20 protein-coding genes are annotated in these 26267 nt (G+C 66.7%); 9 read left to right on the forward strand and 11 right to left on the reverse strand.

The genetic code is table 11. From position 1 onward, the window contains the following. Positions 1–141 precede the first annotated feature (141 nt). From N5E02_RS02310 to pip, 5 genes are all read right to left on the reverse strand, one after another. Positions 142–879 (reverse strand): MgtC/SapB family protein, encoded by a 738-nt coding sequence (locus N5E02_RS02310; RefSeq protein ID WP_065177730.1) that lies wholly within the window; start codon positions 877–879, stop codon positions 142–144. Positions 880–910: 31 nt separating this feature from the next. Beyond that, on the reverse strand, positions 911–3670 hold the full coding sequence (gene mgtA / locus N5E02_RS02315) for a magnesium-translocating P-type ATPase (RefSeq protein ID WP_188238542.1): 2760 nt from the start codon (positions 3668–3670) through the stop codon (positions 911–913). Positions 3671–3733: 63 nt separating this feature from the next. Next, a complete protein-coding gene (locus N5E02_RS02320; RefSeq protein WP_005416698.1) occupies positions 3734–4033 on the reverse strand; it encodes a hypothetical protein in 300 nt (99 codons plus the stop codon). 293 nt (positions 4034–4326) lie between these two features. After that, a complete protein-coding gene (locus tag N5E02_RS02325) occupies positions 4327–4626 on the reverse strand; it encodes a hypothetical protein (RefSeq protein ID WP_065177732.1) in 300 nt (99 codons plus the stop codon). 206 nt (positions 4627–4832) lie between these two features. After that, entirely contained in the window at positions 4833–5780 is a 948-nt protein-coding gene (pip, locus tag N5E02_RS02330) for a prolyl aminopeptidase (RefSeq protein WP_065177733.1), read from the reverse strand. A 114-nt stretch (positions 5781–5894) separates the two neighbouring features. On the opposite strand from pip, the gene N5E02_RS02335 reads away from it, so the two are divergent. Then, positions 5895–6560, forward strand: coding sequence for a TraX family protein (locus N5E02_RS02335; protein ID WP_188238544.1), 666 nt, complete (start codon positions 5895–5897; stop codon positions 6558–6560). A 460-nt stretch (positions 6561–7020) separates the two neighbouring features. Continuing rightward, entirely contained in the window at positions 7021–7392 is a 372-nt protein-coding gene (locus N5E02_RS02340) for a hypothetical protein (protein WP_069138447.1), read from the forward strand. Between the two features lie 79 nt (positions 7393–7471). Here the strand turns inward: N5E02_RS02340 and N5E02_RS02345 are convergent, their stop codons facing one another. Further along, complete coding sequence (locus N5E02_RS02345) at positions 7472–8860, reverse strand: phosphatase PAP2 family protein (RefSeq protein WP_139727154.1); 1389 nt, start codon at positions 8858–8860, stop codon at positions 7472–7474. 373 nt (positions 8861–9233) lie between these two features. On the opposite strand from N5E02_RS02345, the gene N5E02_RS02350 reads away from it, so the two are divergent. Further along, positions 9234–11912 (forward strand): autotransporter outer membrane beta-barrel domain-containing protein, encoded by a 2679-nt coding sequence (locus N5E02_RS02350; protein ID WP_188238545.1) that lies wholly within the window; start codon positions 9234–9236, stop codon positions 11910–11912. Between the two features lie 191 nt (positions 11913–12103). Further along, complete coding sequence (locus N5E02_RS02355) at positions 12104–15451, forward strand: autotransporter outer membrane beta-barrel domain-containing protein (RefSeq protein ID WP_188238546.1); 3348 nt, start codon at positions 12104–12106, stop codon at positions 15449–15451. A gap of 121 nt (positions 15452–15572) precedes the next feature. Here N5E02_RS02355 and N5E02_RS02360 read toward each other — a convergent pair whose 3' ends face one another. Continuing rightward, positions 15573–17768, reverse strand: a complete 2196-nt coding sequence (locus N5E02_RS02360; protein ID WP_188238547.1) for a TonB-dependent siderophore receptor — start codon at positions 17766–17768, stop codon at positions 15573–15575. A 254-nt stretch (positions 17769–18022) separates the two neighbouring features. On the opposite strand from N5E02_RS02360, the gene N5E02_RS02365 reads away from it, so the two are divergent. The 3 genes from N5E02_RS02365 (at position 18023) to N5E02_RS02375 (ending at position 20565) form a co-directional block, all read left to right on the forward strand. After that, positions 18023–18616 carry a TetR/AcrR family transcriptional regulator gene (locus tag N5E02_RS02365; protein ID WP_139727151.1) on the forward strand — a complete coding sequence of 198 codons (594 nt, stop codon included), beginning with the start codon at positions 18023–18025 and terminating at the stop codon, positions 18614–18616. A 162-nt stretch (positions 18617–18778) separates the two neighbouring features. Continuing rightward, positions 18779–19381, forward strand: coding sequence for a signal peptidase I (lepB, locus tag N5E02_RS02370; RefSeq protein ID WP_315973896.1), 603 nt, complete (start codon positions 18779–18781; stop codon positions 19379–19381). Between the two features lie 71 nt (positions 19382–19452). Then, the gene (locus N5E02_RS02375; RefSeq protein ID WP_235649644.1) at positions 19453–20565 is read left to right on the forward strand and encodes a crosslink repair DNA glycosylase YcaQ family protein; all 1113 of its coding nucleotides are present in this window, start codon (positions 19453–19455) and stop codon (positions 20563–20565) included. Positions 20566–20661: 96 nt separating this feature from the next. On the opposite strand, the gene N5E02_RS02380 is transcribed toward N5E02_RS02375, so the two are convergent. The 4 genes from N5E02_RS02380 to N5E02_RS02395 form a co-directional block, all read right to left on the reverse strand. Next, entirely contained in the window at positions 20662–21588 is a 927-nt protein-coding gene (locus tag N5E02_RS02380; RefSeq protein ID WP_279945788.1) for an ABC transporter six-transmembrane domain-containing protein, read from the reverse strand. 191 nt (positions 21589–21779) lie between these two features. Further along, the gene (locus N5E02_RS02385; protein ID WP_005416672.1) at positions 21780–22856 is read right to left on the reverse strand and encodes an ATP-binding protein; all 1077 of its coding nucleotides are present in this window, start codon (positions 22854–22856) and stop codon (positions 21780–21782) included. A 3-nt stretch (positions 22857–22859) separates the two neighbouring features. After that, positions 22860–23576, reverse strand: a complete 717-nt coding sequence (locus tag N5E02_RS02390; RefSeq protein WP_032954218.1) for a response regulator — start codon at positions 23574–23576, stop codon at positions 22860–22862. 41 nt (positions 23577–23617) lie between these two features. Beyond that, entirely contained in the window at positions 23618–24184 is a 567-nt protein-coding gene (locus N5E02_RS02395) for a hypothetical protein (RefSeq protein ID WP_279945789.1), read from the reverse strand. A gap of 237 nt (positions 24185–24421) precedes the next feature. Here N5E02_RS02395 and N5E02_RS02400 point away from each other — a divergent pair, with 237 nt between their 5' ends. Further along, entirely contained in the window at positions 24422–25603 is a 1182-nt protein-coding gene (locus N5E02_RS02400; protein ID WP_279945790.1) for an efflux RND transporter periplasmic adaptor subunit, read from the forward strand. A 2-nt stretch (positions 25604–25605) separates the two neighbouring features. Then, positions 25606–26267: ATP-binding cassette domain-containing protein (locus N5E02_RS02405; RefSeq protein WP_279945791.1), on the forward strand; the 662-nt coding region annotated here is incomplete at its 3' end.

Below are 26267 nucleotides of genomic sequence, written 5' to 3' on the forward strand. Positions count from 1 at the left end.
GGCCGCTGGCCGGCATCTGCACGGTGCTTCCGGAGATCACGGGGTTGCCGGCCAGCGGCCGGCACTACCCCCAGCGGTGGGCATGCCGAGGCGATGCATGGGGCGTCCGCGGATCATCAGGTTGCCGGCCAGCCGCCGGCACTACTCCTCCAGGCTGGCGTTCCAGAACCCCTGCAGCACGCCGGGCGTGGTCGCCAGCGTCGCCAGTACCGCATCCAGTTCGCCGGCATCCACCGTGGTGGCATACAGCACCGCTTCGATTTCCACGTCGCGCTCGCCGAACGGGCGCTGGTCCACCGCGCGCACCGGGTACTGCGCCTGCTCAAGCAGCAGCAACAGCTGATCCAGCACCTCTGCCTGTTGCTCGCGCTGGCAGACCACGTTGATCGCATAGGTCGCTTCGCTGAACGCTTCCGGCAGCGGCTGCCGCTGGATGCGGTTCACCACCGGCCGCAGCAGGGTGTTGGCGGCCAGCACGAACACCGCGGCGAGCACTGCTTCGGGCAGCAGCTTGATACCGGCACATGCTCCCACCGCCGCCGATCCCCACAGGGTAGCGGCGGTGTTCAGGCCGGACACCTGCGCGCCGTCCTTCATGATCGCGCCGGCACCGAGGAAGCCGACGCCGGAGATCACATAGGCCACCACATGCAGCGGTGACGGCGGGCCGCCGTACAGGTCATGGAAGCGCACGGCCAGATCGACGAACACCGCCGCTCCCACCGCCACCAGCGTGTTGGTACGCAGGCCCGCGGTGCGTTGCCGCAGCTGGCGTTCCAGGCCGATGACCGTGCCCAGCACGAACGCCACCGACAGGCTGATCAGCGAGCTGAGCGTGGCACCGGCGTCGAACGCCGGCAGGTTCGGATTGATGTCCATTGTGTTTCTCCCTGGACAAAGCGGCGGGCGCTTACTGCCAGCCGTAACGACGGATGTAGAACCGCTTCAGCGCAGTGGTCAGCACCGCGTAGCCGAACAGGATCGCCACCAGGAACGGCCAGTAGCCGGCCGGCAGCGCCTGCAGCTTGAAGTAGCCGGCCAGCGGGCTCATCGGCAGGGCCACGCCAATGGCCATGATCAGGCCGGTCATCAGCAGCAGTGGCGGCGCGGCGATGCTCTGCAGGAACGGCAGCTTCGGCGTGCGGATCATGTGCACGATCAGGGTCTGGGTCAGCAGGCCGACCACGAACCAGCCGGACTGGAACAGGCCCTGGTCGGCCGGCGTGCGTGCATCGAACACGTACCACATCAGCGCGAAGCAGCTCAGGTCGAAGATCGAGCTGATCGGCCCGAAGAACACCATGAAGCGGCCGATGTCCGCCGGGTTCCACTTCAGCGGCTTGCGCACCAGCTCTTCGTCCACGTTGTCGAACGGAATGGCGATCTGCGAGATGTCGTACAGCAGGTTCTGCACCAGCAGCTGCAGCGGCAGCATCGGCAGGAACGGCAGGAAGGCCGAGGCCACCAGCACCGAGAACACATTGCCGAAGTTGGAGCTGGCGGTCATGCGGATGTACTTCAGCATGTTGTTGAACGTGCGCCGGCCCTGGATGACGCCTTCCTCCAGCACCATCAGGTTCTTTTCCAGCAGGATGATGTCGGCGGCCTCCTTGGCGATGTCCATCGCACTGTCCACGCTGATGCCGATATCGGCTGCGCGCAGCGCCGGTGCATCATTGATGCCGTCGCCGAGGAAGCCGACCACCTTGCCCTGAGCACGCAGCTCGCGCACCAGGCGCTCCTTGTGCAGCGGCGTCAGCCGGGCGAACACGCAATGGTGGTGCAGCGCCCGCGACAGCGCGCCGTCATCCATGCGCTCGATCTGCGGCCCGGTCAGGATGGTGTCGGCGTCCAGCCCCACCTGCGCGCAGACACGCGCGGTCACCAGTTCGTTGTCGCCGGTGAAGACCTTGACCTCCACGCCATGCGCGGCCAGCGCCTGCAGCGCCTGCGCGGCCGATTCCTTCGGCGGGTCGAGGAACGCCACGTAGCCGACCAGGGTCAACCCGCACTCGTCCGCCTGCGAGTAGGTGGTCTGGCTGGCTGCGGTCTCCTTCATCGCCACCGCCACCACGCGCAGGCCCTGTTCGTTCAGTTCCTCGGTGGTCTGCCGCACCCGCGCCAGGCGGCGCTCGTCCAGCGGCATGTCCTGGCCGTTCTCGCGCACGGTGCTGCACACCGCCAGCATCTCTTCCACTGCCCCCTTGCAGATCAGCTCATGGTGGTCCTCGCGCTCGGAGACCACCACCGACATGCGGCGGCGCTCGAAGTCGAACGGGATCTCATCCACCTTGTGGTAGTCCTGCGACAGCCGCAGCGAGCTCTGCAGCTCCACGTGCTCCAGTACCGCACGGTCCAGCAGGTTGATCAGCCCGGTCTGGAAGTGGCTGTTGAGGTAAGCGAACTTCAGTACGTCTTCCGAATCGTGGCCGAACACATCGGTGTGGCGCTCCAGCGCGATCCTGTCCTGGGTGAGGGTGCCGGTCTTGTCGGTGCACAGCACTTCCATCGCGCCGAAGTTCTGGATGGCATCCAGGCGCTTGACGATCACCTTGCGCCGCGACAGCAGCACCGCGCCCTTGGCCAGGGTGGAAGTGACGATCATCGGCAGCATTTCCGGCGTCAGGCCCACCGCCACCGACAGCGCGAACAGGAACGCCTCGGTCCAGTCGCCCTTGGTCCAGCCGTTGATCAGCAGCACGAACGGCACCATCACCAGCGCGAAGCGGATCAGCAGCCAGCTGACACTGTTGACGCCGGCCTGGAATGCGGTGGGCGCACGGTCGGTGGCGGTGCTGCGCTGGGCCAGGGTGCCGAAGTAGGTGCGGTTACCGGTGGCCAGCACAATGGCGGTGGCCGTACCGGACACCACGTTGGTACCCATGAACAGCAGGTTGTGCTGTTCCAGCAGGCCGGCCAGGCCATCGCCCGGGTGCGCGAATTTCTCCACCGGCAGCGACTCGCCGGTCATCGCCGCCTGCGCCACGAACAGGTCCTTGGCGTTCAGCACGCGGCAATCGGCCGGAATCATGTCGCCTGCCGACAGCACGATGTGGTCGCCGGGCACCAGTTCACGGATCGGCAGGTCCAGCAGGCGTGCAGGGCGACGGCTGTGCAGGCGCGCGCCGAAGTACTGGTCTGCCACATCCGCAGCCTCGGTGCCGGGATTGCGGCGCAGCACGCGCGCAGTGTTGCCGACCAGTGCCTTCAGCCGCTCGGCCGCTCGGTTCGAACGACCCTCCTGCACGAAGCGGATCAGCGTGGACAGCAGCACCATCGCACCGATGACGATCGTCGCCTTGATGTCCTCGGTCAGCCAGGACACCGCCGCCAGCACGGTCAGCAGCAGGTTGAACGGATTGCGGTAGCACTGCCACAGGTGGCGCCACCACGGCAGCGGCTTCTCGTGATCCACCTCATTGGGGCCGAGCGTGGACAGTCGCTCCTCGGCCTCATGGGGACTGAGGCCATCGGCATGCGAGCCCAGCGTGGCCAGCAGCTCGGCTTCGTCCTGCTGGGCGAGCGTGACCAGGCCGGTGGTGAGCGCGAACGGCGCCGCTTCGGCGCTGCCCGGACCAAACCCGACTTCGGGCATCGCGCGGCGGCGGAACAGGTTGCCTGCGCGACGGCTGCGCAGGAAGGCGTTGAACCAGGCGTTGAGCAGGCTCATGGGACGCTCCTCGAATGTCAGAGCCGGCCGCAGCGGGAACACGAACGGAATGGGTGACACAGATCAGGCGTGGCGCATCGCCAGCACCGCCGGTGACCATGGCTGCATGTGCAGCCGCTGGCTGCCACCGATGCACAGCGGCTTCATCGCATCGCGCAGGGGATAGGGCAGATGACGCAGCACAGTGATGCGCTCGCTGATCGGCAGCAGCGACAAGGCGTCGGCCACCACGCGCGGCGAACCGAGCGACAGCGAACGGGCAAACATGACCGGGCCGTATTGCAGCAGCTGGCTGCGCAGGGCGGCAACATCGCGCTCGCCGATCAGGCGGCGCAGGGTGATGTAGAGGATCTTGTAGGACATGGGGGCGATCTCCAGGCAGGCGGCGCCTGGCGGTCCCCCGTCACTCAGGCAGGCAGGGACCGGCGGGCAGGCGCCAGGAACAGGCAACAGGCGGTGATCCGGGGTGCGGCGCACCCGGCAGGGTCGGGGTCCATCTGCGTCTCCATGAGGGGAAGTTGGCAGCCAGGGTTGCCCTGGCCAGTGGTGCTATTGTCCGCCCCTGAATGGGACAGGCCTAGAGACTCGTGGGTTAGCCCGGCTATACCTTGGTATAGCCGGGCATGCACAGCGCCAATCGAGGGTTCAGTGATGGATCAATGCGAAGCGCTGGTCTGCTTGCACACGTCGTACTCGCCACGGGTCAACGTCTTGTCACGGTCGGTATCGCAGGCATGCAGCCGTTCGGCCCAGTCCGGTGCTACCGCATCGACTTCCGCCAGGGTGACGATGCCGTCCTTGTCCTTGTCCAGCGATTCGTAGGCAGGGATGAGCCTTACTTCTGTCACGTCCTCGGCGGCGGTGGCCTTGCTGGCCTCCTGGGGATTGGAACAGGCGCCCAGCAGCAGGCCCGCAGATAGCGAGAGAGCGATGGGAAGGCAGCGATAACCGGTCATGGCGTGCTCCTGGGGAAAGGGCGAACCACCGGTGCGGTGGTCACCGCCGGATCTTCTGCGCGGAGCTGTAAGCGGGCTGCGAAGAATGGGGCCGTGGACCGTTGCCGGTGGGTCGCCATTCACCTGGCCGCGCAGCAGCGATTGCGCGGAGTCGAAGCTACCCTCGAACGGTGGGATGCCGGCCAGCGGCCGGCACTACCATCTGCTCAGAAACGGTCGGCAAAGGCGTCCGTGGCCCGCACCAGCGCATCCACCGTGGCCGGCTCGTTCGCGCTGTGGCCGGAGGTCACCATCTCCAGCCGGGCTTCCGGCCAGGCCTTGGCCAGATCCCACGCACTGCGCGGCGGGCAGATGATGTCGTAGCGCCCCTGCACGATCACGCAGGGCAGGTGGCGGATGTGATCGATATCGCGCAGCAGCTGGTCCGGCTCCAGGAAGATGCTGTTGCGGAAGTAATGCGCTTCAATGCGGGCCTTTGCCAATGTGTCCAGCGGGTCGTCGGTGGATTGCGCATCCACGTCGTGCTGCAGGGTGGCCGCGTTGTCCTCCCAGCCCAGCCAGGCCTGCGCGGCTTCGATCCGGATCGCCACATCCGGGCTGTCCATGCGGCTCCAGTAGGCTGCGATCATGTCGCCGCGCTCGGCTTCCGGAATGTAGGCCTCATAGCGGTCCCAGCGCTCCGGGAAGATCCAGCGCGCACCGCCGTTGGCTTCGGCGAACCAGCGGTTTTCCATTTCGCGGCCGAGGAATACGCCGCGCACGATCAGGCCGGTGGCGCGCTCGGGATGTGCCTGTGCGTAGGCCAGTGACAGGGTCGACCCCCAGGAGCCGCCATAGACCAGCCAACGCTCGATGCCCAGGTGCTCACGCACCTTCTCGATGTCGGCCACCAGGTCCTGCGTGGTGTTGTCGCGCAGCTCGCCGAACGGGGTGGAGCGGCCGCTGCCACGCTGGTCGATCAACACAATGCGGTAGCGTGCCGGATCGAAGAAACGGCGATGGGTGGGTGAAATGCCCGCGCCTGGGCCGCCGTGCAGGTACACCACCGGAATGCCGTCCGGTGTGCCGCACTCTTCGACATGCAGCGTGTGCAGATCGCTCACCGGCAGGGTGAACTCGCGGTAGGGTTCGATGGCGGGGTACAGGGTACGCATGGCAGGTGTCTCACAAGCTGGGGCGGCCAGCATAGCGCCGCCACCTGCGGGCTGCAGCGACGGACTCCTGCGCGGCGCTGGAAATGGGTTGGCCGATGCGCATAAGCTTCCGCGATGCAAGCGACCACGACCGGGACGTCAACCTTCAACTTCACCCTTGGCAGCGGCGCGCGCGAGCTGCTGAAGTGGATCGCACTGCTGGCCATGACCGGTGATCACGTGGCCAAGGTGGTCTTTGGCGGCTACGTACCGGTGGTCAGCGAACTGGGGCGCATTGCCTTCCCGCTGTTCGCGCTGGTGATGGCCTGCAACCTGGCCCAGCCCGGGGCCGACCTGCGCAAGTCGATGCGTCGGCTCGCGCTGTGGGGGCTGATCGCGCAGCCAGTGCACGCATTCGCGTTTGGTTCCTGGCTGCCGCTCAACATCCTGCTTACTTTCACTCTGGCGGCCGTGGCCGTTCATGCGCTGGCGAACCATCGGCCCGTTCTGCTGTTGCTGGCTGCCGGCGTGCTGCCGATGTTCGTGGACTACCAGTGGGCGGGTGTCGGATGCGTGCTGCTGGGATGGATCGCGTTCCGGCATCGCGCGTGGTGGCTGTTGCTGGTCGGGCTCGCAGCGGTGTGCTGGGCCAACCACAACGGCTGGGCATTGCTGGCCGTACCGGTGGTGCTGCTGGCCGCGCGGGTGACATGGCCACTGCCGCGCTGGCGGTGGGTGTTCTACGGGTACTACGTGGGACATCTGGCGGTGCTGGCGTTGATTGCACATCTGCTTGCGTAATGTCGGAACTGGCGTGTCGCGCGTCTTGAAAGCCGGATGCGGTCAAGGAACGCATGGTGCCGATGCAGGTGAAGCCAGGCGCCATCGGCATGGTGCAAGTTGTTGAATTTCGGCTCGATTGTCGATATGCGACAATGCTGCCACTGCGTGAACGTTGCTGTCTTTGCACGTGGGTTGTTGGCGCCTGCCACCCCGTTGTGCACATGATGGGGTGCCGCCGGAAAAGGGTGGCCGGGGCCTGGAAACCCCGTTGGTCGCGTGTAGTTTGCGCACGCCAGCCGGCGCCGCTTTGTGCGGTGCCGGCTGGCAATTCGCCCGTGCTTTATGGCGGGCGGTGCGTGGAGGTGGGCGATAGCCCACCTGCCGGTTAGTGCTTACGCGACCGCCGGATTTCCAGCCACGTACCGTCCGCCGCCTTTGTTAAGGGCGGTGGCACCGTAGCCTTGTACGGAGACTTGCCATGAACCCTTCGGACATTCCCCCTCTGCGCACCCAGTACGCCCCGGCCAACGCCGATGAAGGCGAGGAAGCGAGCGCAACGCCCGACCCCAACAACCTGATCGCGCTGCTGCACCAGATCGGCCGCGGCGTGGCCGCGGACGGCCAGCCTTGGCCCGAGCGTCACCAGCTGCCGGGCCGTTGCCTGGCGCTGGCCGACAGCGATGGCGCCCTGGCCGGCCTGCGCATCATCAACGAGATCCTGCTGGCCGCCGAGCGCGCCCGCCAGAACGGCGGCCCGGAGCACTACGTGGGCGACCGCGTGATGGAAGGGCTGAAGCTGGCCGCGCTGGCGCTGACCAACCACGCCATCTTCCGGCTGCACCCCGAGTAGATCCACGCCATGCGCGGATGCTGTTCATATAGAGCCGGACAAAACGCAGCCGAGCATGGCTCGGCGCCATGCGTGGACGCTACCGCGGGTACCTCAGCGGCCACCACGCGGCAGCCGCACTGGCACCCCACGCCACCCACGCGCCCAGCCCCACGTAGTCCAGCGCCTGCAGGCCGGCCGCAAGCACGAACGGTTCGGCGCGCTGTGCCATCGGCAGGCATACGCCACCCAGCACCAGCAGGCCGGCCAGCAGCCATGCTGCCGAGCCCATCGACGCTCGCTCCCGGGTTGCACGCGGCAGCACCGCGCAGGCGGCTGCTACGCAGAACGGCAATAGCAGCGGCAGGGCCTGCCAGGCCACACCCACGGCCAGGCTGACGCAGGCAATGGCAGCCCAGCAGATCCGCTCGCGCACCGCCGGGTGTTCGTGGCGTGCCAGCGATGTCCCCAGCGCATGGATTCCCGCCGCGATCGCACTACCCAACAGCAACCCTGCAGCAACATCGCTCCAATAGTGAACCCCCAGCCAGACCCGGGCCATTCCAGCGATCACCCCGGCCAGCAGCGCGATACCCAGCACTGCCGAGCGTTTGAACCTTCCGGTGATGTGTTGGCGTGCCAACAACCACAGCGCGACCAGCACGAAGAAGCAGGTGGCGCTGGTGGTGTGTCCGCTGGGCAGGGAAGGGCCGGCGGCACCGGCCAGGCTGAGCGTGGCGTCGAAGCTGAAGGGGCGTGGCACCGGTGCGAAGACCTTGATGCTCTGCACGGCCAGCGTGACCACCATCAACGCCATCAGCATCAGGCGGGATGCCTGCGCGCCGAACGCAACCCACAACACGGGCATTGCCAGCAGATAGAACCAGAATTCGCCCAGGACGTTGCCAATCATCGCCAGCCCGCGCACCGGCCACTGCTGGGTGCGCTGCACGCAATCCAGTTCCGCTTGGCGGAAGGCCGAGGCGGCCCCGAAGCGCGCGACGGGGCGTACTTCACTCTCGGCTACTGCGTGCAGCCGCTGATACGCGCGCTCCAACTGCTGCGGGAAACGCGTGCGCAGTGTACGCACCTCGTCGCGGCTGACCCAGCGCGCCTGGATGATCTCCCGCCCGAGGTGCGGCGCATCCAGCACATTCACCGCATTGCCGTGCACCTGGACGGGTTCGAGGGCACGGCAGGCGAATACATGCACACCCAACTTGTCGTCCAGCAGGTCGGTGGTGGCGACGGCAAGCCCGGTTTCTTCCAGCGCTTCGCGAGCAGCGGTCTGTTGCGGCAATTCACCGTGTTCTGCCGTTCCGCCAGGCAGCTGCCAGCGCGAGGTGACATCCTGCACCAGCAGCAGGCGCTCACCCGAGCGCATGACACAGATCGAGGCGGCGGTTGCCAGCGAGGGTACGAGAAGGAGTGTTGCGAGCAGCACATGTCGCAACGACGTGGTGAACGAAGGAAAGGCTGGAAGGCGCATGGCACCACCGCGTGAGGAGGGTCACGCCGATGGTGGAGTCCGGCCGGGAAGGACACTATCGGATTCGTACGAACCCGACAGTGCGCTTTTGTAGATCTACGCCCTGCGTGGATGCCGATCGCGGATTGCCTGACGATCCGTAGAGCCGTGCCCGCGCTCGGCTCCTCGGACCAGACGGAACCTTGCATGGCTCAGCGCTACAGGAACAGCGCTGTGCGGGCGTACTGCGAGAAAAGACAATCGCGATGGCGCATGTCTTGTTTGGCTGGTTGCAGCTTTCGTACTGCGGATGGATTTGCAACAAGTTGCATGGCATTCGGTGGCGTACGGGGCGAAAGTTCCTGCCTATACCACCTTTCGATTCCTGGACGCCATGAACAACCTCACCCGACAGCCTCTGGCGGCAGCACTGATGCTGGCCCTGGTTCTACCCGCAGCATCGGTTGCCGCCGCTCCTCCCGGCGTGCCCTGCCCGAGCATTCCGCGCCCGGCTGATCCGGGTGATCCTGCTGTAGAGGTGTCCTACCTGTGTGGCGTTGAAATCGCCGCCCACGATCTCTGGTTCGATCGGTCGCTGGAGGTCTACGACGCCACCGTGATCGGCAGTCGCGATCGCTGGCCAGGCGTGGAGATGGATATCAATCAGCGTGGTTATCTGGTGATGGAAGACAGCCTGGTCGAGACTGCAGGGACGATGTCCGACGCCTTGGTGATGACCAGCAACCATGTGGACGGCGCAAGGATCAGCCGGTCGCACCTGCGGACCTCCGGCGAGGCTTCGACGGGGCTGTACGTAGGCAATATTTCGCCGGACGCGTCAGGATTCATCGCCAAGGCGAATACGACCACCGTGATCGACAGCTCGATCTTCACGCAGGGCCAGGATAGTGCGGGCGTCGCGCTCAATCCCAGTGCGTGGCTGCAGCTGCGCAACGTGGACATCGCGACCCAGGGTGACAGGGCGTTCGGCCTCTGGAACTATCGATCGGATGTGGCCATGCAGGGCGGCAGCATTCGCACAGCGGGGGAAGACAGTACGGGGCTCTACGTCGAGTCGGGTCACATTGGTTTCGGAGGCCCGTCGTACGCCTACGTGGGTCGTGCCCAGCTGTACGGCGTGCAGGTTCGCGCCGAGGGCAATCGTAGCAATGGTATCGTTGCAGGCTATCGCGGCGCCGACGCGGGCCGTGCAGGCATGGGCGCCGAACTGATGTTGCAGGACAGCCAGGTACAGGCGCTGCAGGGCGATGCAGTGCGCTTCCTCGATGGCGATGCCAATCGATTGGACATGATCAACAGCGTGGCAGAGGGCAGCGACGCGGCGCTGCGCATGGCGGTGCGGTACGGCCAGGCACAGCTGAACCTGCACGCATCGCAGCTGCTTGGCGGAGGGGCTGCGGCGATCGTCCTGGAGGCACCCGATACCCGGGTGCAGCTGCGCGCGCAGGCGGGCAGCGTACTGGCGAACGAGCGCGGGGCACTGTTCGATATCGGCCGCTTCGCCGAGGCCGATGTCCAGGTGCACGGCAGCCTGATGCAAGGGTGCGCCCGCGTCGCCGATGTTGGCCGGCTCGATGTCGCATTGCGCGAGGGCAGCGTCTGGCAGGTGGACGGCAACGCCATGGTCGATCAGTTGAGTGTGCAGCGCAGCGAGGTGTCGCTGGCCAACGGCCATGCAGGTGATCGCTTCGTCGTGCGCGGCGATCTGCTTCTTGATGACGGTCACCTGCGCCTGGATACGGTGCTTGGCGGTGACGCCGCGGCCAGTGATCGCTTCGACGTCCAGGGCGATTTCCTGGGCAACGGCACGGTCTCGGTGGTCGGCGTTGGCGACGGGGCCGCAACCGACAAGGGGATCCCCTTGATCACCGTGGGCGGGCAGTCGCTGGCGACGCTGGCCCTGTCCGGTCGTGCGGTCGGCGGCATGTATGAGTACTTCCTGCATCGTGATAACGCCGATGGTGACTGGTACCTGCGCTCGCAGTTGTCCGCCGTTGACCCATGCGATGACGATCCGACGCTGCCCGGCTGCGGTGTCGATCCAGTACCCGATCCCGATCCGGCGCCGGAGCCGACACCCGATCCGACACCGGAGCCGGGCCCTGATCCGACCCCGGAAGTTCCATCGCTGCCTGACCCGGCAGGCGTGCTGCGACCGGAAGCGGGTGCCTATCTGGCCAACCGGTGGGTGCGACAGGCGCTGCTGCAGCCACGCCAGCCTCTGGCCACGAATGAGGGGCGGGAGGGCGTACGCGGGTGGACCCGGGTTGAGAGTGGTCAGGCGCAGCTGCCGGGACTGGTGGATCAGCTGCAGCAATCCGCGCAGTGGAACAGCCTGCAGCTGGGCGCCGACCTGGGCGTGTTCGACGCCGGGCGTGGCCGCGCTGGCGTGTCGCTGTCGTCCGGGCGTGCCGATGCGCAGTCGCGCTCGTCGCTGACCGGCTATGCCGCCCGCGGCCGGGTGCAGTCCAATGCCCTCGGCGTGTACGCCGGTTGGCAGGGCGAGGCGGCCCATGTGGATGCTGCGGTCGTGCATGCCCGCTTCCGCAATCGCGTGCAGGGTGATGCCCTGGCACCCGAGCAGTACCGGTCGCGCGCACGCCAGGCATCGCTTCAGGCCGGCTACCGCCTGCCGCTGGGCACGCTTGGCGGCACTGTGCTGACCTTGCAACCGGATGTACAGATCGTCCGGTTCCGCGATCGCGGCAACCTGCACGTGGAGGCAACCGGCACCTCGATCGCACATCCAACCCGTACCGCGTGGTCACGGCGCCTGGGGTTGCGCCTGGAGGGGCAGGGTGCCGGAGGACAGGGCGCAGTGGTCAGTCCATGGCTGGCCGCCCACGGGTATCGCGATACTGGCCGATCCGAGCTCGGTTTCGGCAACGAGACAATCGCCGGTATTGCACCGCGCAGTCGCTACGAAGTGGGAAGTGGGGTACGCATCCAGTTCCGGAGCGGCCTGTCCGCCTGGGGTGGCCTCAACGTCTCGCGTGGTGATCACGGCTACCGCCAGACGAGCGCACAGCTGGGCGTGGCACGGCGCTGGTAGCAACAGCATCGTTGTAGCGCCGGGCCCACGCCCGGCGGCGTTCCTGGCTGCCAGCGCGGGTCTGCAATGCGGGCCGCGCAACGCCAGATGAACCCGCCGACCCCTGTACTGCCTGATTGCAACAAGTTGCATGGATGAGCTCTGCGACAGAAAGCACCATTTGCGACATTGCCTTTCGTCGGAGCGCTTTCATGTGTCGCAATCAACGTGTCGTCCCCTCTTTGGGGCTGCTTGCTGGCGTGCTCGCCGGCTTCCCGGTGCTGGCGCAGCAGGTCATCGCCGATGGCGATGAGCAGACGCCTGCAGCCGGTGACTATCGAGCCTCCAGCCGTCCACTCTTTCACGCGCTCAACGGCGGTTCCATCGTCCCCGCAGGCGCGGTGAACCTGTACCAGTCGGGCAGCGGCCGTCCAGCGGTCCTGGCGGAAGGCGACGGCAGCCGGATCGTGCTGGATGGCGGCAGCATCCAGACCAATGGAAGCGATGCACACGGCATTTCCGCGAGGTCCGCGGCATCGGTGCATGTCTCGAACATGGACATTTCGGTGGGAGGTTGGCGAAGCACCGGAGTTTCGGTGGACGGAGGGGACGTTATCCTCGAGAACGTCGGTATCACGACGGCCGAAAGCAGTGGCGCTGGTATCTCGGTACAGGACGGCAGCCTGCAGATGCGGGGCGGGAAGATCACCTCGAACAGCGACACGGCCTTCGTAGCGACCGGTGGAACGTCGCTGCTGGAGGGCGTGCAGGTGGACCTGCAGGGGAGTTCGGGCACCGGCATCCTGGCCACGGGAACATCGGAGGTCGTGCTGCGGAATGTCCGCATCGTTGAACAACCGGCTGCACCGGGGTCGTTCTTCGAGCCCGAGGGCATTGTTGTACGCGAGAGTGCACGGGTGGCGCTGCATGGCGTTGAGATCGTCCTGAGCGACCAGGAAAAGGGATTCAGTCCGGCGGGCCTGTCGCTGGCCGACGGAGGGATGGCACAGGTCTACGCCAGCCGGATTCATGCTGGAGGCGGCGTGGCGGCACGTATCTACAAGGGGCAGCTGGATATCGCCGGCAGCGAGCTGAGCGGGGTCATCGCGTTGGACCTGAACAGTGGCATGGGCACGGTATCCGGCAGCCAGCTGAGCGCTACCTACATAGCGGTCGACGTCCGCGGCGACGGAAGCCAGCTCACCCTTGGAAACAGCATTGTTTCTTCCAGCGGGAGCAATGCAGTATCAATAACGGGTAGTGACCATACCGTCCTGGTCGGCGAGAGCCGGCTTGAGGCTGCTGCAGGCGTAGAAGGCGCCAGATCCGGCACAGGCCTCTCCATCATCGGAGAGCGCAATACGGCCAAGGTTGAATCGAGTTTCATCAGTGGCGGGAACGGTATTCGCTCGTCGGGCAACAACGCGCTGGAGGTGCGCGGTTCCAGCCTCAGCGCGCTGGCCGATTCCGGCGTGGCCCTGTGGTTGGAAGGTGGCAAGGCCACGGTCCACGAGAGTGTGTTGCAGGCATCGGGCCACGGAGCAACGGCCCTCCTGGCTGATGGCAGCCGTGTCGGCGCAACGCCTCCCACGGTAGACATGGTGGGTTCCTGGATCACGACCGAGGGCGACCAGGCTTCGGCGGTGGTTGCACGACAGGGCGGCACTATCCGTTTGGACGGCTCGGTGGTACGTACCTCCGGTACAGACGCGACCGGTGTGAAGGCCGGTGGCACTGGCGAAGTTGTGCTGCACGACACCCACGTATTGACCGAGGGTGAGGGCTCATGGACGGCAGTAATCAACGATGGCGGGCGCCTGCAGATCGATGGCGGATCGCTGGTAAGCCAGCAGCACGGCGGCGCCTGGATCCGTTCCACGCGTGATGCCGGACTGGCGCTGGGCAAGGGCGCGGTGCTGTACGGTGGCAACGGCATCGCCGTGCAGCTGGATGCGGCCGTGGCCGGTCGCTTCGACGTGGCCTTGGCGGAGGGCGCGCGGATGCAGGGCGACATCGTCATCAATCCCGACGATCTGGCGGCGGGCCGGGCGCCGCAGTCGGAGCTGCACGTGCACCTGTCGGAGGGCTCGCTGTGGGTGGGCCGCTCGGATCGGCTGCACGGCGTCTCGCTGGACAGTGGCAGCCAATGGACGTTGACCGGCGATACTGCGGTCGAATCGCTGCAGGTCAACGGCAGTGGCCTTGCACTGTCCGACGGGCGCGGTTTCAACACGTTGACCGTGGCCGGTGATCTGGATACGACCGCTGCGACGTTCCTGTTCAACGGTGCATTGCAGGGGGACGATTCGGCCATCGACCGCCTTTACGTGCATGGCGACGCGCGGGGCGATGCGCAGGTGGTGGTAAACAACGTCGGCGGCCTCGGTGCGCAAACGCTGGACGGGATCGAACTGATCCGGGTTGATGGCGCGTCGCTGGCCCGCTACACGCTGGCCGGACGTGCCGTGGCCGGTACGTATGAGTACTTCCTGCACAAGGGTGGTGTGGCTGGTGGCGAGGGCAACTGGTACCTGCGTTCCGAACTGCCGACGACGCCCGACCCGTGCCAGGTCGATCCGTCGCTGCCGGGCTGTGCGCCGATTGACCCGATCGATCCGGTTGACCCCATCACTCCGCCTCGGCTGCTGCGCCCGGAAGCCGGTGCGTACTTGGCAAACCAGTCGGCAGCCATCAACATGTTTTCCCATCGTATGAACGACCGCATCGGTACCGTCCCGCTGGATGAAGGCCGTGCCGCGTGGGCGCTCGTGGGCCGGCAGCAGGCGGACTTCAGCGCGGTCGGCGGTCAGCTGTCGATCGATGGCAACACCTCGGTGCTGCAGATCGGCAGTGACCTTGTTCGCCGAGGCAACGCTGCATTCGGCGTGATGTTGGGTACGGGGCGTGCCGACAGCAGCGCAGTGTCCGATCTGACCGGCTACAGCGCCAAGGGTCGGGTGCGTGGCAGCGCGCTAGGTGTGTACGGCACCTGGTTGCAGGCGGCTGACGGCACGCAGGGTGCATACATCGATGCGGCCCTGCAGTACGGCCGTTTCGATAACCGCGTGCAGGGCGTGGGCCTGGCGCCGGAGCACTACGACTCCCGCATGGCCAGTGCGTCGCTGGAGACCGGCTACACCTTCAACGTGTGGCAGGGCAACGCCAGCGCGCTGTACGTGCAGCCGCAGCTGCAGCTGGGCCATGTCGATTTCCGCGCTGATCGCCACGTGGAGAGCAATGGCACGGTGATTGACCATGCCGATGCCGGTGGCCTGAGCGGGCGCCTGGGCGTGCGCGTGTTTGGTCATGCGACTGCAGCGGGCAACACGGTGCAGCCCTACCTCAGCGTAAACTGGCTGCGTGACAGCGGCGCCAGCACGTTGCAGTTCAACGGTGACACGCCGGGTGCGGACGTGCCGCGCAACCGCTACGAGGTGCAGGCCGGTGCCGAGCTGAAGCTGGGCCAGCGCTGGGGTGCGTGGGGTGGCGTGAGCGTGCAGCGCGGTGACCGCGGCTATCGGAACGTGGGTGGCCAAGTGGGCTTGCGCATGGCCTGGTAGGTGAGCCTGCATCGGGGTCTCATCCTCTTGGCTCGGCAACGGAATCCGGCCCCAACTTCTGCTGTGGAGCCGAGCCTATGCTCGGCTCCACATTAGATCCACGCCATGCGTGGATGCCTTCTCAGAAATCCATCGTTGCCGACAGCAGCACCGTCCTCGGTGCACCCAGTGCCAGGCTGGACAGTAACGGCATGCCCCAATAAGACTTGTTGGTCACGTTGTTCACGGTGGCCCGCAGCGCAAGGGGCCGCCCGGCTAGCGTGGTGCTGTAGCGCGCGCCCACGTCGAACAACGTGCGGCCCGGCACCGACAGGCGGTTGTCGGCACTGATGTACTGCTGCGACATCGACGTGGCATTACCTGTCAGGGTCAGGCCTTCCAGCGCAGGCACATCCCACTCCACGCCCAGCTTGGCCTGCCGCTGCGCCACGGCGGTGGCGATGCGTCCTTCATTCACGCCGCCTGCCGTGCGGGTCAGCTTCGGCTGCACGTAGGCCACGCCACCCAGCAGACGCACGCCGTCGATGGGTGTGCCGAAGAAGCCCCATTCCACACCGCGGTTACGTTGCTCGCCGCCAAACGAGAAGATATTCGTGACCGGGTCGGTGTAGCTGCTCGGCCGCTTGATCTCGTACACGCTGAAGGTGTGCGCGAAGCGGCCCAGGTCCAGCTTCAGGCCCAGCTCCTTCTGCCTGGTGCGGAACGGTGCGAACACTTCACCGGCATTGGCAGCGGTCATCGGCGCGGTGGCGCCCTGGCTGAGGCCTTCGATGTAGTTGGTGTAGAGGGAGACCGTGTCGGTCGCCTTCACCAGCAGCGCCGCTGCCGGGGTAGTGGCGCTCTCGTCGTAGCGTGAGGTGCGTGCACCCGTGGCCACGTTGAAGGTCTCGCTGACCACCTGCTGGCGGCGCACACCCAGCGTCAGCTGCACACGTTCATCGGCAAAGGACAAGGTGTCGGCGAAGCCGATGCTGTCCAGCCGCAGTTCGGTATGCGAGATGTGTGGTGCTACGAACGGCGCGGCCGGGCCCCACACCGGGTTGTACAGGTTGGTGGTCCAGTCCCAGCCCGGCACGCTGCGGCGGCCGTAGTCGTTCTGGGTATGCTGATAGTGGGTCACGTTGGCGGCCCATTGGTGGCCCACGCTGCCGGTACGGAAGCTGCCGCGCAGGCCGGCGTCACCGGATTGCTTCTTGATGTCGAACGCGAGCTGGCCGATCACGGTGGTGAAGTCACCCGCCGGGTTGAGGATCTGCGCGCTGATCGAGCCGTTGTAGCGGTAGTCGGTCCTGCTGGTGCCGTACGCGAGGTAGGCCATCAGGCTATCGTTGATGTCCAGTTCGCCGCGCAGCATCGCGCCCTTGTCCTGGCTGTCCACGTAGGCCCAGTCCGGGTTGATCAGCGTATCGCCACGCGGCGGCCGCGGAATGGCGACGCCGGGCGCCAGGCCGACGCCACGTGCAGGGCCATCAACACGGTCATCGGCGCTGTACAGATCGGCCGACAGCCGCGCACGCTCGCCGCGCCAGTCCAGTGCCAGCGAACCGAGCTGCACCTTCTTGCGCTGCTTGCCGACCGCGCCATCGCCATCACGGTACGCGCCGTTGAAGCGGATGCCGAACTGTTTGTCGGCGCCGAGCCGACGGCCCATGTCCACATGGGTGCCGAACTGCGCATCGGAGGCGAAGTTGGCGCTGACCCGCAACAGCGGCTGCTCGCCAGCGCGCTTGGGCACCAGGTTCACCGCGCCGCCCACCGAGCCGCCCGGCGGCATGCCATTGAGCAGCGCGGAGGGGCCTTTCAGCACCTCGATGCGTTCGAACATCTCCGGCGAGGTACGGTAGTACGGCGCCATGCCGCTGAGGCCGTTGAAGGTGGTGTCGCTGGTGCTGGAGGCGAAGCCGCGGATCGCGTAGTTCTCGCTCCATGCGCCGGTGACGCCGTTGCTGAAGACGGTGGGGTCGGTGGCGGCGATGACGTCGGTCAGGTCCTTGGCCTGGCGGTCGCGGATGAAGGACTCGGTATAGCTGACCGTACTGAACGGCGTGTCCATGAAATCCTTGTCGCCGAGCAGGCCCATACGGCCGCCGGCGGCCACCTGACCGCCGGCATAGTCTGCGGTGACCCGGCGCTGTTCCTGCACCTGCACCGAGGGCAGGGTGGACGGCGCGGTTTCGGCCAGCGCGGCGCACGATGCCATCAGGCCAAGCGCGAGCGCCGATGCGCGGTAGCGCCGGGCCAGGCCGTGTGGGAGTGGCTGGCTGCAGGACGCGGCGGCAGCTCGGGTTTGTGGAGAGGAGAAGGGGTACACGGTCATGCCAGAGTCCTGTGAATCGCGAGGGCGAGCGCGCCTGGCGCGCTGCCATCGGCAAGCACGGGAAGAGCGCGCAGCGCAGGGTTGTCGGCTGGGTGGGGACCTGGCGGGAAGTGAGCCTGGGGCTCGGTTCGGGCGGCGCCATGAGTGCGAACCAGACGCATTCCGAATTAGTTGAGTAAATTAAACTAAATAGACCGAAGCGGACAAGAGGGTCCCTTTGCTGGCACCCTCGGCAGGGTATGAACACGCACCGTATGAGCCCGCACCCCGATCCAACGGCGCCGACCCGTGGCCGCCCGCCCACCATCACCCCCGAGCGCCTGGCCGACATCGGCATCCGCCTGGGCCTGCCCAACCTGACCATGGCCAACGTGGCCGCCGAACTGGCGGTGACCCAGGCCGCGCTGTACAAGCGCGTGGCCAACCTGGAGGCGCTGAAGCGCCTGGTGGCCGAGGCGGTGTTCCAGCGCTGGCAGATTCCGCGCGCCTCGGCCGATGCGGCGGGCGGCCTGCAGGGCTATCTGATGGTGTTCGTGGAATCGTTGTGCGAGGTGGTGAAGGCGCATCCCGGGCTGCCGCCGTACCTGCTGCGGCGCACGGTGGCGACCGCGCCGATGCTGGAGAAGATCGCCTCCCACCAGGCGCACGTGGCCGAAGTCTTCGGCCTGCCGATGGACAAGGCACGCTGGCTGCTGGCCACAATCGCGTTCTACTGCATCGCCGGCGCCGACACCATCTACGCGATTGCGGATGACGAAGAGGGCCAGGTGATCACCGAGTTCAAGCAGGGCATGCGGGCGCTGGTGATCGGGTCGTTGCAGATGCTGGATGCGGACGGCGCGCTGTAACGTCGAGCCAGGCCGGACAGCCCTCCGGATGGGCACTTCATGCGCCCAGGGAGGACATCTGGAATTTGTCCTATGCATGGCCCAGAGCCGTACGTCTAGGCTGGGGGCTGGACCCTTCCATCATCTTCCGGAGCCCTCAATGCATGCCCCTTCCCGCGCGCGTTGCCCCAGCGAGCGCTGCTGTGGCTGAAGAAGCAGGCTTTGCCGCTGCTGATGCTGCTGAGCCTGTTCCTGGCTGCACGCGACACCTTGGCAAATCACTACGTGGTGCCAACCGGTTCAATGCAGCCGACCCTGCAGCCGGGTGATCGTGTGGTTGTCGACATGCGGGCGCACGGCCTGCGCCTGCCTTTCACCGGGCTGAAGCTGATGGGCGACAACGTGCCGCAACGCGGGGAGGTGGTGGTGTTCGCTTCCCCGGCCGATGGCGTGCGCATGATCAAGCGCGTGGTCGCAGTAGCCGGGGACCGCGTGCGCTTGCAGGAGGGACGATTGACCATCAATGGCCAGCCTTTGCAGATGACTGCCATGACTGACGTGGAACGGTTCGGCAAGCGGCAGGCCCGACTGGATCTAACGCATGGCGGAGGCCCGGACATTGCCGATCTGCGGGTACCTGCCGGCAAGGTGCTGGTGCTGGGCGATCACCGTGGCAACAGCCTGGACGGCCGCTTCTTCGGCTGGGTCGATGCGGACCGGATCTACGGCCGCGCCGTGGCGGTGTACTTTCGCCGCGGTGAAGGCGTGGTCTGGCAGCGCCTGTAGTTGGGCCCGGTGAAGTGTCCGGGTGCGATGAGCGCTAGCCCTCGGGGGAATTGCCGTGTTCCCATCCACGCATGGCGTGGATCTACAATGCGGCCATGCCAGCTACGCCCACCCTTGAAGATCTGCGCCGCTATGCGGTGGCGCGCACCCTGTTCAAGCCGACCACGCTGCTGACCGCGATCCGGAAGCTGGGCTTCGTGCAGGCCGACCCGATCCGGGCACCGGCACGCGCGCAGGACCTGACCCTGCGGCACCGGGTGAAGGACTACCGCGCAGGTGATCTTGAACGTCGTTATGCGCGCCTGCCGGTGGAAGAGGACTGCCTGGTGAACTACGGCTTCCTGCCGCGCGAGCATCTGGCGTTGATGCACCCACGCGCGGCCAAGCGCGAGTGGGACGCCGAGACCCATCGCCGCGCTGCCGAGGTGCTGGCGTTCGTGCGCGAGCGCGGCAGTGTGCACCCCCGCGAGGTTGACCAGGCGTTTGCGCATGGCCGGGTGACCAACTACTGGGGCGGCACCAGCAATGCCAGCACGCACCTGCTGGACGGCATGCACTACCGCGGCCTGCTGCGCGTACAGCGGCGCGACAGTGGCACCCGCATCTATGCAGTGGCCGCGCATGCCGAGCCAGATGCCAGCGAACAAGCGCAGGTCGAGCGCGCGGCCGCGCTGATCGACCTGGTGGTGCGCAAGTACGCGCCGCTGCCATCGGCCAGCCTGACCTATCTGGTGCGCCTGCTGGGCTATGGTGCACCGCATCTGGCCGAGCAGACCCGCAAGGCACTGGCGCTGGCCAAGCAGCAGCTGGCCAGCTGCACGCTGGAGGGCACCACCTGGTACTGGCCGGCGGACGAGAATCCGCGTTCGCGCCGCTATGCACCGGACGAACAGGTGCGCCTGCTGGCGCCGTTCGACCCGGTGGTGTGGGACCGCCGTCGCTTCGAGCTGCTGTGGGGATGGGTGTACAAGTTCGAGGCCTACACGCCTGCACCGAAGCGCCAGTATGGCTACTACGCACTGCCGGTGTTGTGGCACGACCAGGTGGTGGGCTGGGCCAATCTCAGCGTGCGCGAGGGTGAGTTGGTGTCCAGCGTGGGCTATGCCGGCAAGTCGCTGGCCCGCGACAAGGTGTTTCGTGGCGCGCTTGAAGACGAACTGCAGCGCATGGCGGAGTTCCTGTAGCGCCAAGCGGCGCATGGGCGCCTATCGCTCCTGTCAGCCGCCAACCTTGGTTGGCGCTGGCTTCCACCGGTATCCACCAAGGTGGGCATCTACCGGTCAAGCGGCGTCCTTGCGCTCCGCATCCTCCATGCCGGGGCTGACGCGGCGGCCGATGTCCTTCAACCGTGCCAGCTGATCCACCATCGACGGTGCATCATCCAGGCTGCCGACGAACGTCCAAAGGTAGGTCATCACCGCGTACACATGGCCCGGGGTAACTCCGTCGGTGGTGGCAAGGCGGCCGATGGTCAGCGCGAACAATGCCGCAGCAGCCAGCCCGATCACCACATAGGCGCCGGCTTCGCGATCGGACAGCAGGATGCGCAGGCGCGACAGCGTGGTGTAGTGGCGGCGCAGTACCGAGGGGCTGACCCGGTCGACCAGGCGGATCTCGTGTTCCAGGCGGTTGTTCAGCCGGACATGCAATTGCTCGTTGCGGCGTGCGAACGACGGCAGTACCAGCAGGGCCCCGAGCAGGGTGACCAGGCCAGCGGCACCGACCATCGGTTCGATCGCCAGCAGCATGGCCACCGCACCGAACATGGATGCCAGCGCGGTGGCGATGATCGGGACGTGCTTTTCAAAGAAGTCGACGAACTCGCGGGCCAGCACCACGCGTGCCGCCGAGGTGGACGTGGCCTGGCCCAGGCGGCGCTGTGCCTGCACCACGCTCACTGCCAGATCGGCATAGATGCGGGTGAAGGTGCGGGTATCGACCGCTCGACGGGCGGCGCCGACCAACCAGAACAACAGCACCACGCCGGCATAGGAAACGGCATGGCCGATGTTGCCGCTGATGATCGCGTCCACCGCGAAGCCGGCGAACAACGGATAGGCCAGCAGCAGGGTGTTCTCCAGCGCCACCAGCGAGAACGTGCCGGTGAGCTGCCAGGGATAGGTGCGCAGGATCGCCTTCAGAGTGGCGGCCGCATTCTGCTGCCCGATGCTGCCGGCGGCTGCCGCTGGATCGTTGGGGTGTTTCATGGGATGCCTGGGTGGGTCGGGGACAGGGCAGGGGACGGATGCCTGCCATCTCCCGGGTTGCGCCCAGTATCTGCGGCCCTTTGGAGCGGGCATGGAGGATCGATGGAGATTGCGTGGAGAAACCGGCGCCGTTCAGCGAAGCGAATGCCCATCAAAGGTGGGCCGCTACCAGGGCAGCGTCTGCCGCGTCCTCAACGACGCGCATGCACCGGCCAACGGAGCTCGAACGCGCTGCCGCCGCGTTCGGTCGGGCGGCACTGCGCCGTTCCGTGATGGGCCACGGCAATCGCCCGCACCACGGCCAGGCCTAGGCCGGAGCCTCCGCTCTGTCGCGATCGCGAGACATCGGTGCGCTGGAACGCCTCGAAGATGCTGTCGCGAAGCTCGTCGGGCACGCCGGGGCCGCCGTCTTCCACTGTCACGGTGCAATGGCCTTCGGCCAGCGTGACACGAACCCGCAGTGGGCAGGGGACGGCATGGCGTCGTGCGTTTTCCAGCAGCGCCAGCACCGCCTGGCGGATGCGGGCCGGATCGCAGTCCGCCAGTGACGGCCGTGCCTCCAGGGTCACCGAAAACCCGCTTTCGGCCAGTGCGTCGGACATTGCTTCCACCACCGCGGCCACCTGCACGCTGACGTCGCTGCGCTGCAGGCGCAGATCGAGGTGACCGCTCTCGGCCAGGCTGACCACGCGCAGGTCTTCGATGATGCGGGTGAGTCCTTCGAGCTGGGTGAGCATGCTGTTGAACTGCTCGGGGCCCGGCTCGAACACACCCTCGGCAATACCCTGCAGGCGGCCGCGCAGGATGGTCATCGGCGTGCGCAGTTCGTGCGCGATCGCCGCGTTCCAGAACACACGGTTCTCGGACATCCGGCTGAGCCGTTCGGCCATCGAGTTGAAATCACTGACCAGCGTGGCCGCTTCGGCCATCGTGGTGTTGCCGCCACGTGCACGCGCTTCCAGATCCCCGCTGGCCACCCGGCGCAGGCTCTCGGCCACCGAGTTCAACGGGGTGATGATGCGCCGGGTCAGGCGCGAGGCGACCAGCGTGGCGAAGATGACCACCACGGTGGCGGTCAAGCCGATCCACAGCCATTCCAGCCCGGACGGCATGATCGTTTCCGGCGCGTCGTACCAGCGCGGATAGAACACCTCCAGCAGGTAATAGAACAGATAGAAGCCACTGATCGAGAGCACCGTCGAACACAACGAGGCGACCGTGATGGAGAGGGTGATCTGGCGGCCGATGCTCTTGCCTTTGGGATTCATCGATCAGTCCAGGAAACGGTAGCCGACGCCACGGATGGTGGCGGGAATGCCGATCACGCCCACCTCTTCAAGCTTGCGCCGCAGCTTGCTGACGTGGCTGTCGACGGTACGTTCCTGCGCATCACCTTCGGGCAGGCAGGCATGCAGCAGGTCCGCGCGCGCATGCACCTGGCGCGGCGCGCGCGCCATATGCACCAGCAGCCGGAACTCGGTGAGGGTGACGCTCAGTGCGTGCACCTGCTCGCCGGTGCGCACCGTCACCTCGTGGCTGCGCAGATCGATCTCGAACGGCCCCTGGCGGATCAACCCGTTGGGTTCTTCGGCGGCGGTGGGGGCACTGCGGCGCAGCACGGCCTGGATGCGTGCAACGATCTCAGCGGGATTGAATGGTTTGGCCACGTAGTCGTCGGCACCCACGCGCAGGCCGGTCAGCCTGTCCACGTCCTGGTCGAGCGCGGTGAGCATGATCACTGGCGTGTTGCCGCGCCGCCGCAGTTCGCTTAATACCTGCCAGCCATCGAGCCTGGGCATCTGCACGTCCAGCAGCACCAGGTCCGGGCGCAGCTGGCGATGGCTGGCGAGCGCCGCCTCGCCGTCGGCGGCGCGTGCGCTGCGCAGGCCGGAACGGGCCAGGTAGGCACCGAGGATATCGGCTATTTCGCCTTCATCTTCGGCAATCAGGACCAGGGGCGCGGGTCGGCTACGGAGTTCATGTCTCATTGCGTGCTGCGGGTTCGAGGGCAGGGCGGGAAGGGGCTGGGTCATCGGCGGCGCTCCATGGCCTGTGCTTCCTCGTTGGCTGCCCAGGCCAGTGTGGCCAGCACCAGCGTGCGCTGCAGGCTGGGTTCCACCGCAGCCGCGCCGCGCAGCTGCTGCTGCATCAGGGTGGACACCGCCGAGGGTAGCTTGCTCCAGCGCGAGGCCATGGGGGTGGCGTCCACCCGGGCCTGCAGCCGTGCAGCCATGCGCGCGATGGTGTGCAGGCGCACTGCCAGCAGGGCGGCCACCACGGTGGTGGCAAGGGCAAGCAGCAGATGCAGGTTGACGTTGGCGGCCGGGTGCATTGCCGCCCAGACCGCCAGGCCGATCAAGGCCAGCGATGCGAGGGACCCGGTGCGGCGGGTGCGGCCGGGCCCATCACTGCCGAACCCCACCAGTGCGGCGGCCCCGAAGCCGGCCAGCAATGGCAGGCCCGGATACGGCGCGACCCACATCCACGTGCTGGTCGATGCCAGCACCAGTGCTATCAACCATGGCGAAGGCGCACACCATGCCACGTAGGCACGGCGCACATCGATGGGTGGCAGGTCCGGGTAGGAAAGGGACACGGCAAACAGGCGGTCGGCGAGGCCGACGAGGCTAGCGACCGTTGATGGAGATTCGGTCGAGATTGTGTCGAGATTGCGTGGACGCGGAGCTATCGCGTTCAGGCGTGGCGCTGGTGCCTGAACGGCCGCGGCGCCTCCATGCAATCTCCACGGTGGCTCCAAGAAACGTCCATCAGTGTCTTCCAGACTGCGGCTCCGGCGGTCGCATTGGGTGACTGCCCGCAACCGGGCGTTTCGATGAGCAACCGCAGGACCTGGATGATTGCTGCCGCCGTGGCCACGTTGGCCGCCGGTGCTGGATGGTGGACGTTTGCAGGCGGCGATGATGCCGCGCTGATCACCGCGCCGGCAAGGGTGGCGGATCTGGAGAAGACCGTACAGGCGGTCGGCCGGGTCCATCCGAAGGAGCTGGTGGCGGTGGGCGCGCAGGTGTCCGGCCAGGTCAAGCGCCTTCATGTGGTGCTGGGCCAGCGCGTGCGGGCCGGCGATCTGATCGCCGAGGTCGATTCACAACCGCAGCGGATCGCGCTGCGAAGCGCCGAGGCGGCCACCAATACGCTGCGTGCCCAGCATGCGGCCAGCCTGGCGCGCTATGCGCAGGCCAGTCGTGCTTACCAGCGCCAGTCGCAGCTGGTGGCATCGCGCCTGGTGTCGCAGGAAGGCTTCGAAGCCGCGCGCGTGGCACGCGATGCGGCGCGTTCGGAGGTGGCCTCGTTGCAGGCGCAGATCGACCAGGCTGTGACCCAGGTCGAAACTGCACGGATCAATCTGGGCTATACCCGCATCGTCTCGCCCAGCGACGGCTACATCGTGGCCATCGTCACCAAGGCCGGGCAGACGTTGAACTCGATGCAGACCACGCCAACCATCGTGATGCTGGCGCAGATGGATACGATGACCGTGCGTGCCGAGATCGCCGAGGCGGATGTGGAACTGGTCGCACCCGGCCTGCCGTTGTGGTTCTCGACGCTGGGGCCGAGCGGGCGCCGTTATGAATCCCATCTGCAGCAGCTGGAGCCAGCGCCGACCTCGATTGCCGAGGCCGCTTCCGGCAATGCGGGCAGCTCTGCGCAGACGCCGAAAGCGGTGTACTACGCCGGGCTGTTCGATGTAGCCAATCCTGGCCTGAAGCTGAAGCCTTCGATGACGGTGAAAGTGACCCTGCAGCTGGCGCGGGTCGCCAACGCGCTGCAGGTGCCATTGACGGCACTGGCCGAGCCGGATGACAAGGATGGCAACCGCGGCACCGTGCGCGTGGTCGATGCCAAGGGCCGCGCTGAGGAACGTGCGGTGACGACCGGCCTGCGCACCGCCACCGCCGTGCAGATCCTGTCTGGCCTGAAAGCGGGCGATAACGTGGTGGTTGGACAGGCGCCCAGCGGTGGCGACGCCGAACGCGCCAGCCTGCTGGGGATGTGAGCATGGCCCATGCACTGCTGGAACTGGAGGGCGTATCGCGCGCCTATCGCTCGGCCGCCGGCGAGGTGGTGGTGCTGAAGGAGGTCTCGCTGCGCATCAACGCCGGCGAGTTCATCGCCATCATTGGCCCCTCGGGTTCGGGCAAGTCCACGCTGATGAACATCCTGGGCTGCCTGGACCGGCCGACCGAGGGCAGCTATCGCGTGAACGGCGAGGCCACCGAACAGATGGCGCCGGACGCGCTGGCACGCCTGCGCCGTGAGCATTTCGGCTTCATCTTCCAGCGCTACAACCTGATGGAGAACCTGAGTGCCACCGAGAACGTAGCGCTGCCGGCAGTCTATGCGGGCGTGGACGCACAGACGCGCACTGCGCGCGCACGCACGCTGCTGGAAGCGCTGGGGCTGGGCGAACGCACCGGGAACCGGCCGGGTCAGCTGTCCGGTGGCCAGCAGCAGCGCGTGTCCATTGCCCGCTCGCTGATGAACGGCGGCGCGATCGTGCTGGCCGACGAGCCGACCGGTGCGCTCGATCACGCCAGTGGCCAGCAGGTGATGGCCGAGCTGAAGCGCCTGCACGCGCAGGGCCACACGGTGATCCTGGTGACGCATGATGCGGCGATCGCCGCCAACGCGGCGCGGGTGATCGAGATCGCCGACGGCCG

Source organism: Stenotrophomonas sp. GD03777 (genome assembly GCF_029842485.1).
In the GTDB taxonomy this organism is placed as follows: domain Bacteria; phylum Pseudomonadota; class Gammaproteobacteria; order Xanthomonadales; family Xanthomonadaceae; genus Stenotrophomonas; species Stenotrophomonas sepilia.

Coding starts and splice junctions, on each gene's coding strand:
- N5E02_RS02310 (WP_065177730.1), bottom strand. CDS start 879: ATGGACATCAATCCGAACCTGCCGGCGTTCGACGCCGGTGCCACGCTC.
- mgtA (WP_188238542.1), bottom strand. CDS start 3,670: ATGAGCCTGCTCAACGCCTGGTTCAACGCCTTCCTGCGCAGCCGTCGC.
- N5E02_RS02320 (WP_005416698.1), bottom strand. CDS start 4,033: ATGTCCTACAAGATCCTCTACATCACCCTGCGCCGCCTGATCGGCGAG.
- N5E02_RS02325 (WP_065177732.1), bottom strand. CDS start 4,626: ATGACCGGTTATCGCTGCCTTCCCATCGCTCTCTCGCTATCTGCGGGC.
- pip (WP_065177733.1), bottom strand. CDS start 5,780: ATGCGTACCCTGTACCCCGCCATCGAACCCTACCGCGAGTTCACCCTG.
- N5E02_RS02335 (WP_188238544.1), top strand. CDS start 5,895: ATGCAAGCGACCACGACCGGGACGTCAACCTTCAACTTCACCCTTGGC.
- N5E02_RS02340 (WP_069138447.1), top strand. CDS start 7,021: ATGAACCCTTCGGACATTCCCCCTCTGCGCACCCAGTACGCCCCGGCC.
- N5E02_RS02345 (WP_139727154.1), bottom strand. CDS start 8,860: ATGCGCCTTCCAGCCTTTCCTTCGTTCACCACGTCGTTGCGACATGTG.
- N5E02_RS02350 (WP_188238545.1), top strand. CDS start 9,234: ATGAACAACCTCACCCGACAGCCTCTGGCGGCAGCACTGATGCTGGCC.
- N5E02_RS02355 (WP_188238546.1), top strand. CDS start 12,104: ATGTGTCGCAATCAACGTGTCGTCCCCTCTTTGGGGCTGCTTGCTGGC.
- N5E02_RS02360 (WP_188238547.1), bottom strand. CDS start 17,768: ATGACCGTGTACCCCTTCTCCTCTCCACAAACCCGAGCTGCCGCCGCG.
- N5E02_RS02365 (WP_139727151.1), top strand. CDS start 18,023: ATGAGCCCGCACCCCGATCCAACGGCGCCGACCCGTGGCCGCCCGCCC.
- N5E02_RS02375 (WP_235649644.1), top strand. CDS start 19,453: ATGGCGTGGATCTACAATGCGGCCATGCCAGCTACGCCCACCCTTGAA.
- N5E02_RS02380 (WP_279945788.1), bottom strand. CDS start 21,588: ATGAAACACCCCAACGATCCAGCGGCAGCCGCCGGCAGCATCGGGCAG.
- N5E02_RS02385 (WP_005416672.1), bottom strand. CDS start 22,856: ATGAATCCCAAAGGCAAGAGCATCGGCCGCCAGATCACCCTCTCCATC.
- N5E02_RS02390 (WP_032954218.1), bottom strand. CDS start 23,576: ATGAGACATGAACTCCGTAGCCGACCCGCGCCCCTGGTCCTGATTGCC.
- N5E02_RS02400 (WP_279945790.1), top strand. CDS start 24,422: ATGAGCAACCGCAGGACCTGGATGATTGCTGCCGCCGTGGCCACGTTG.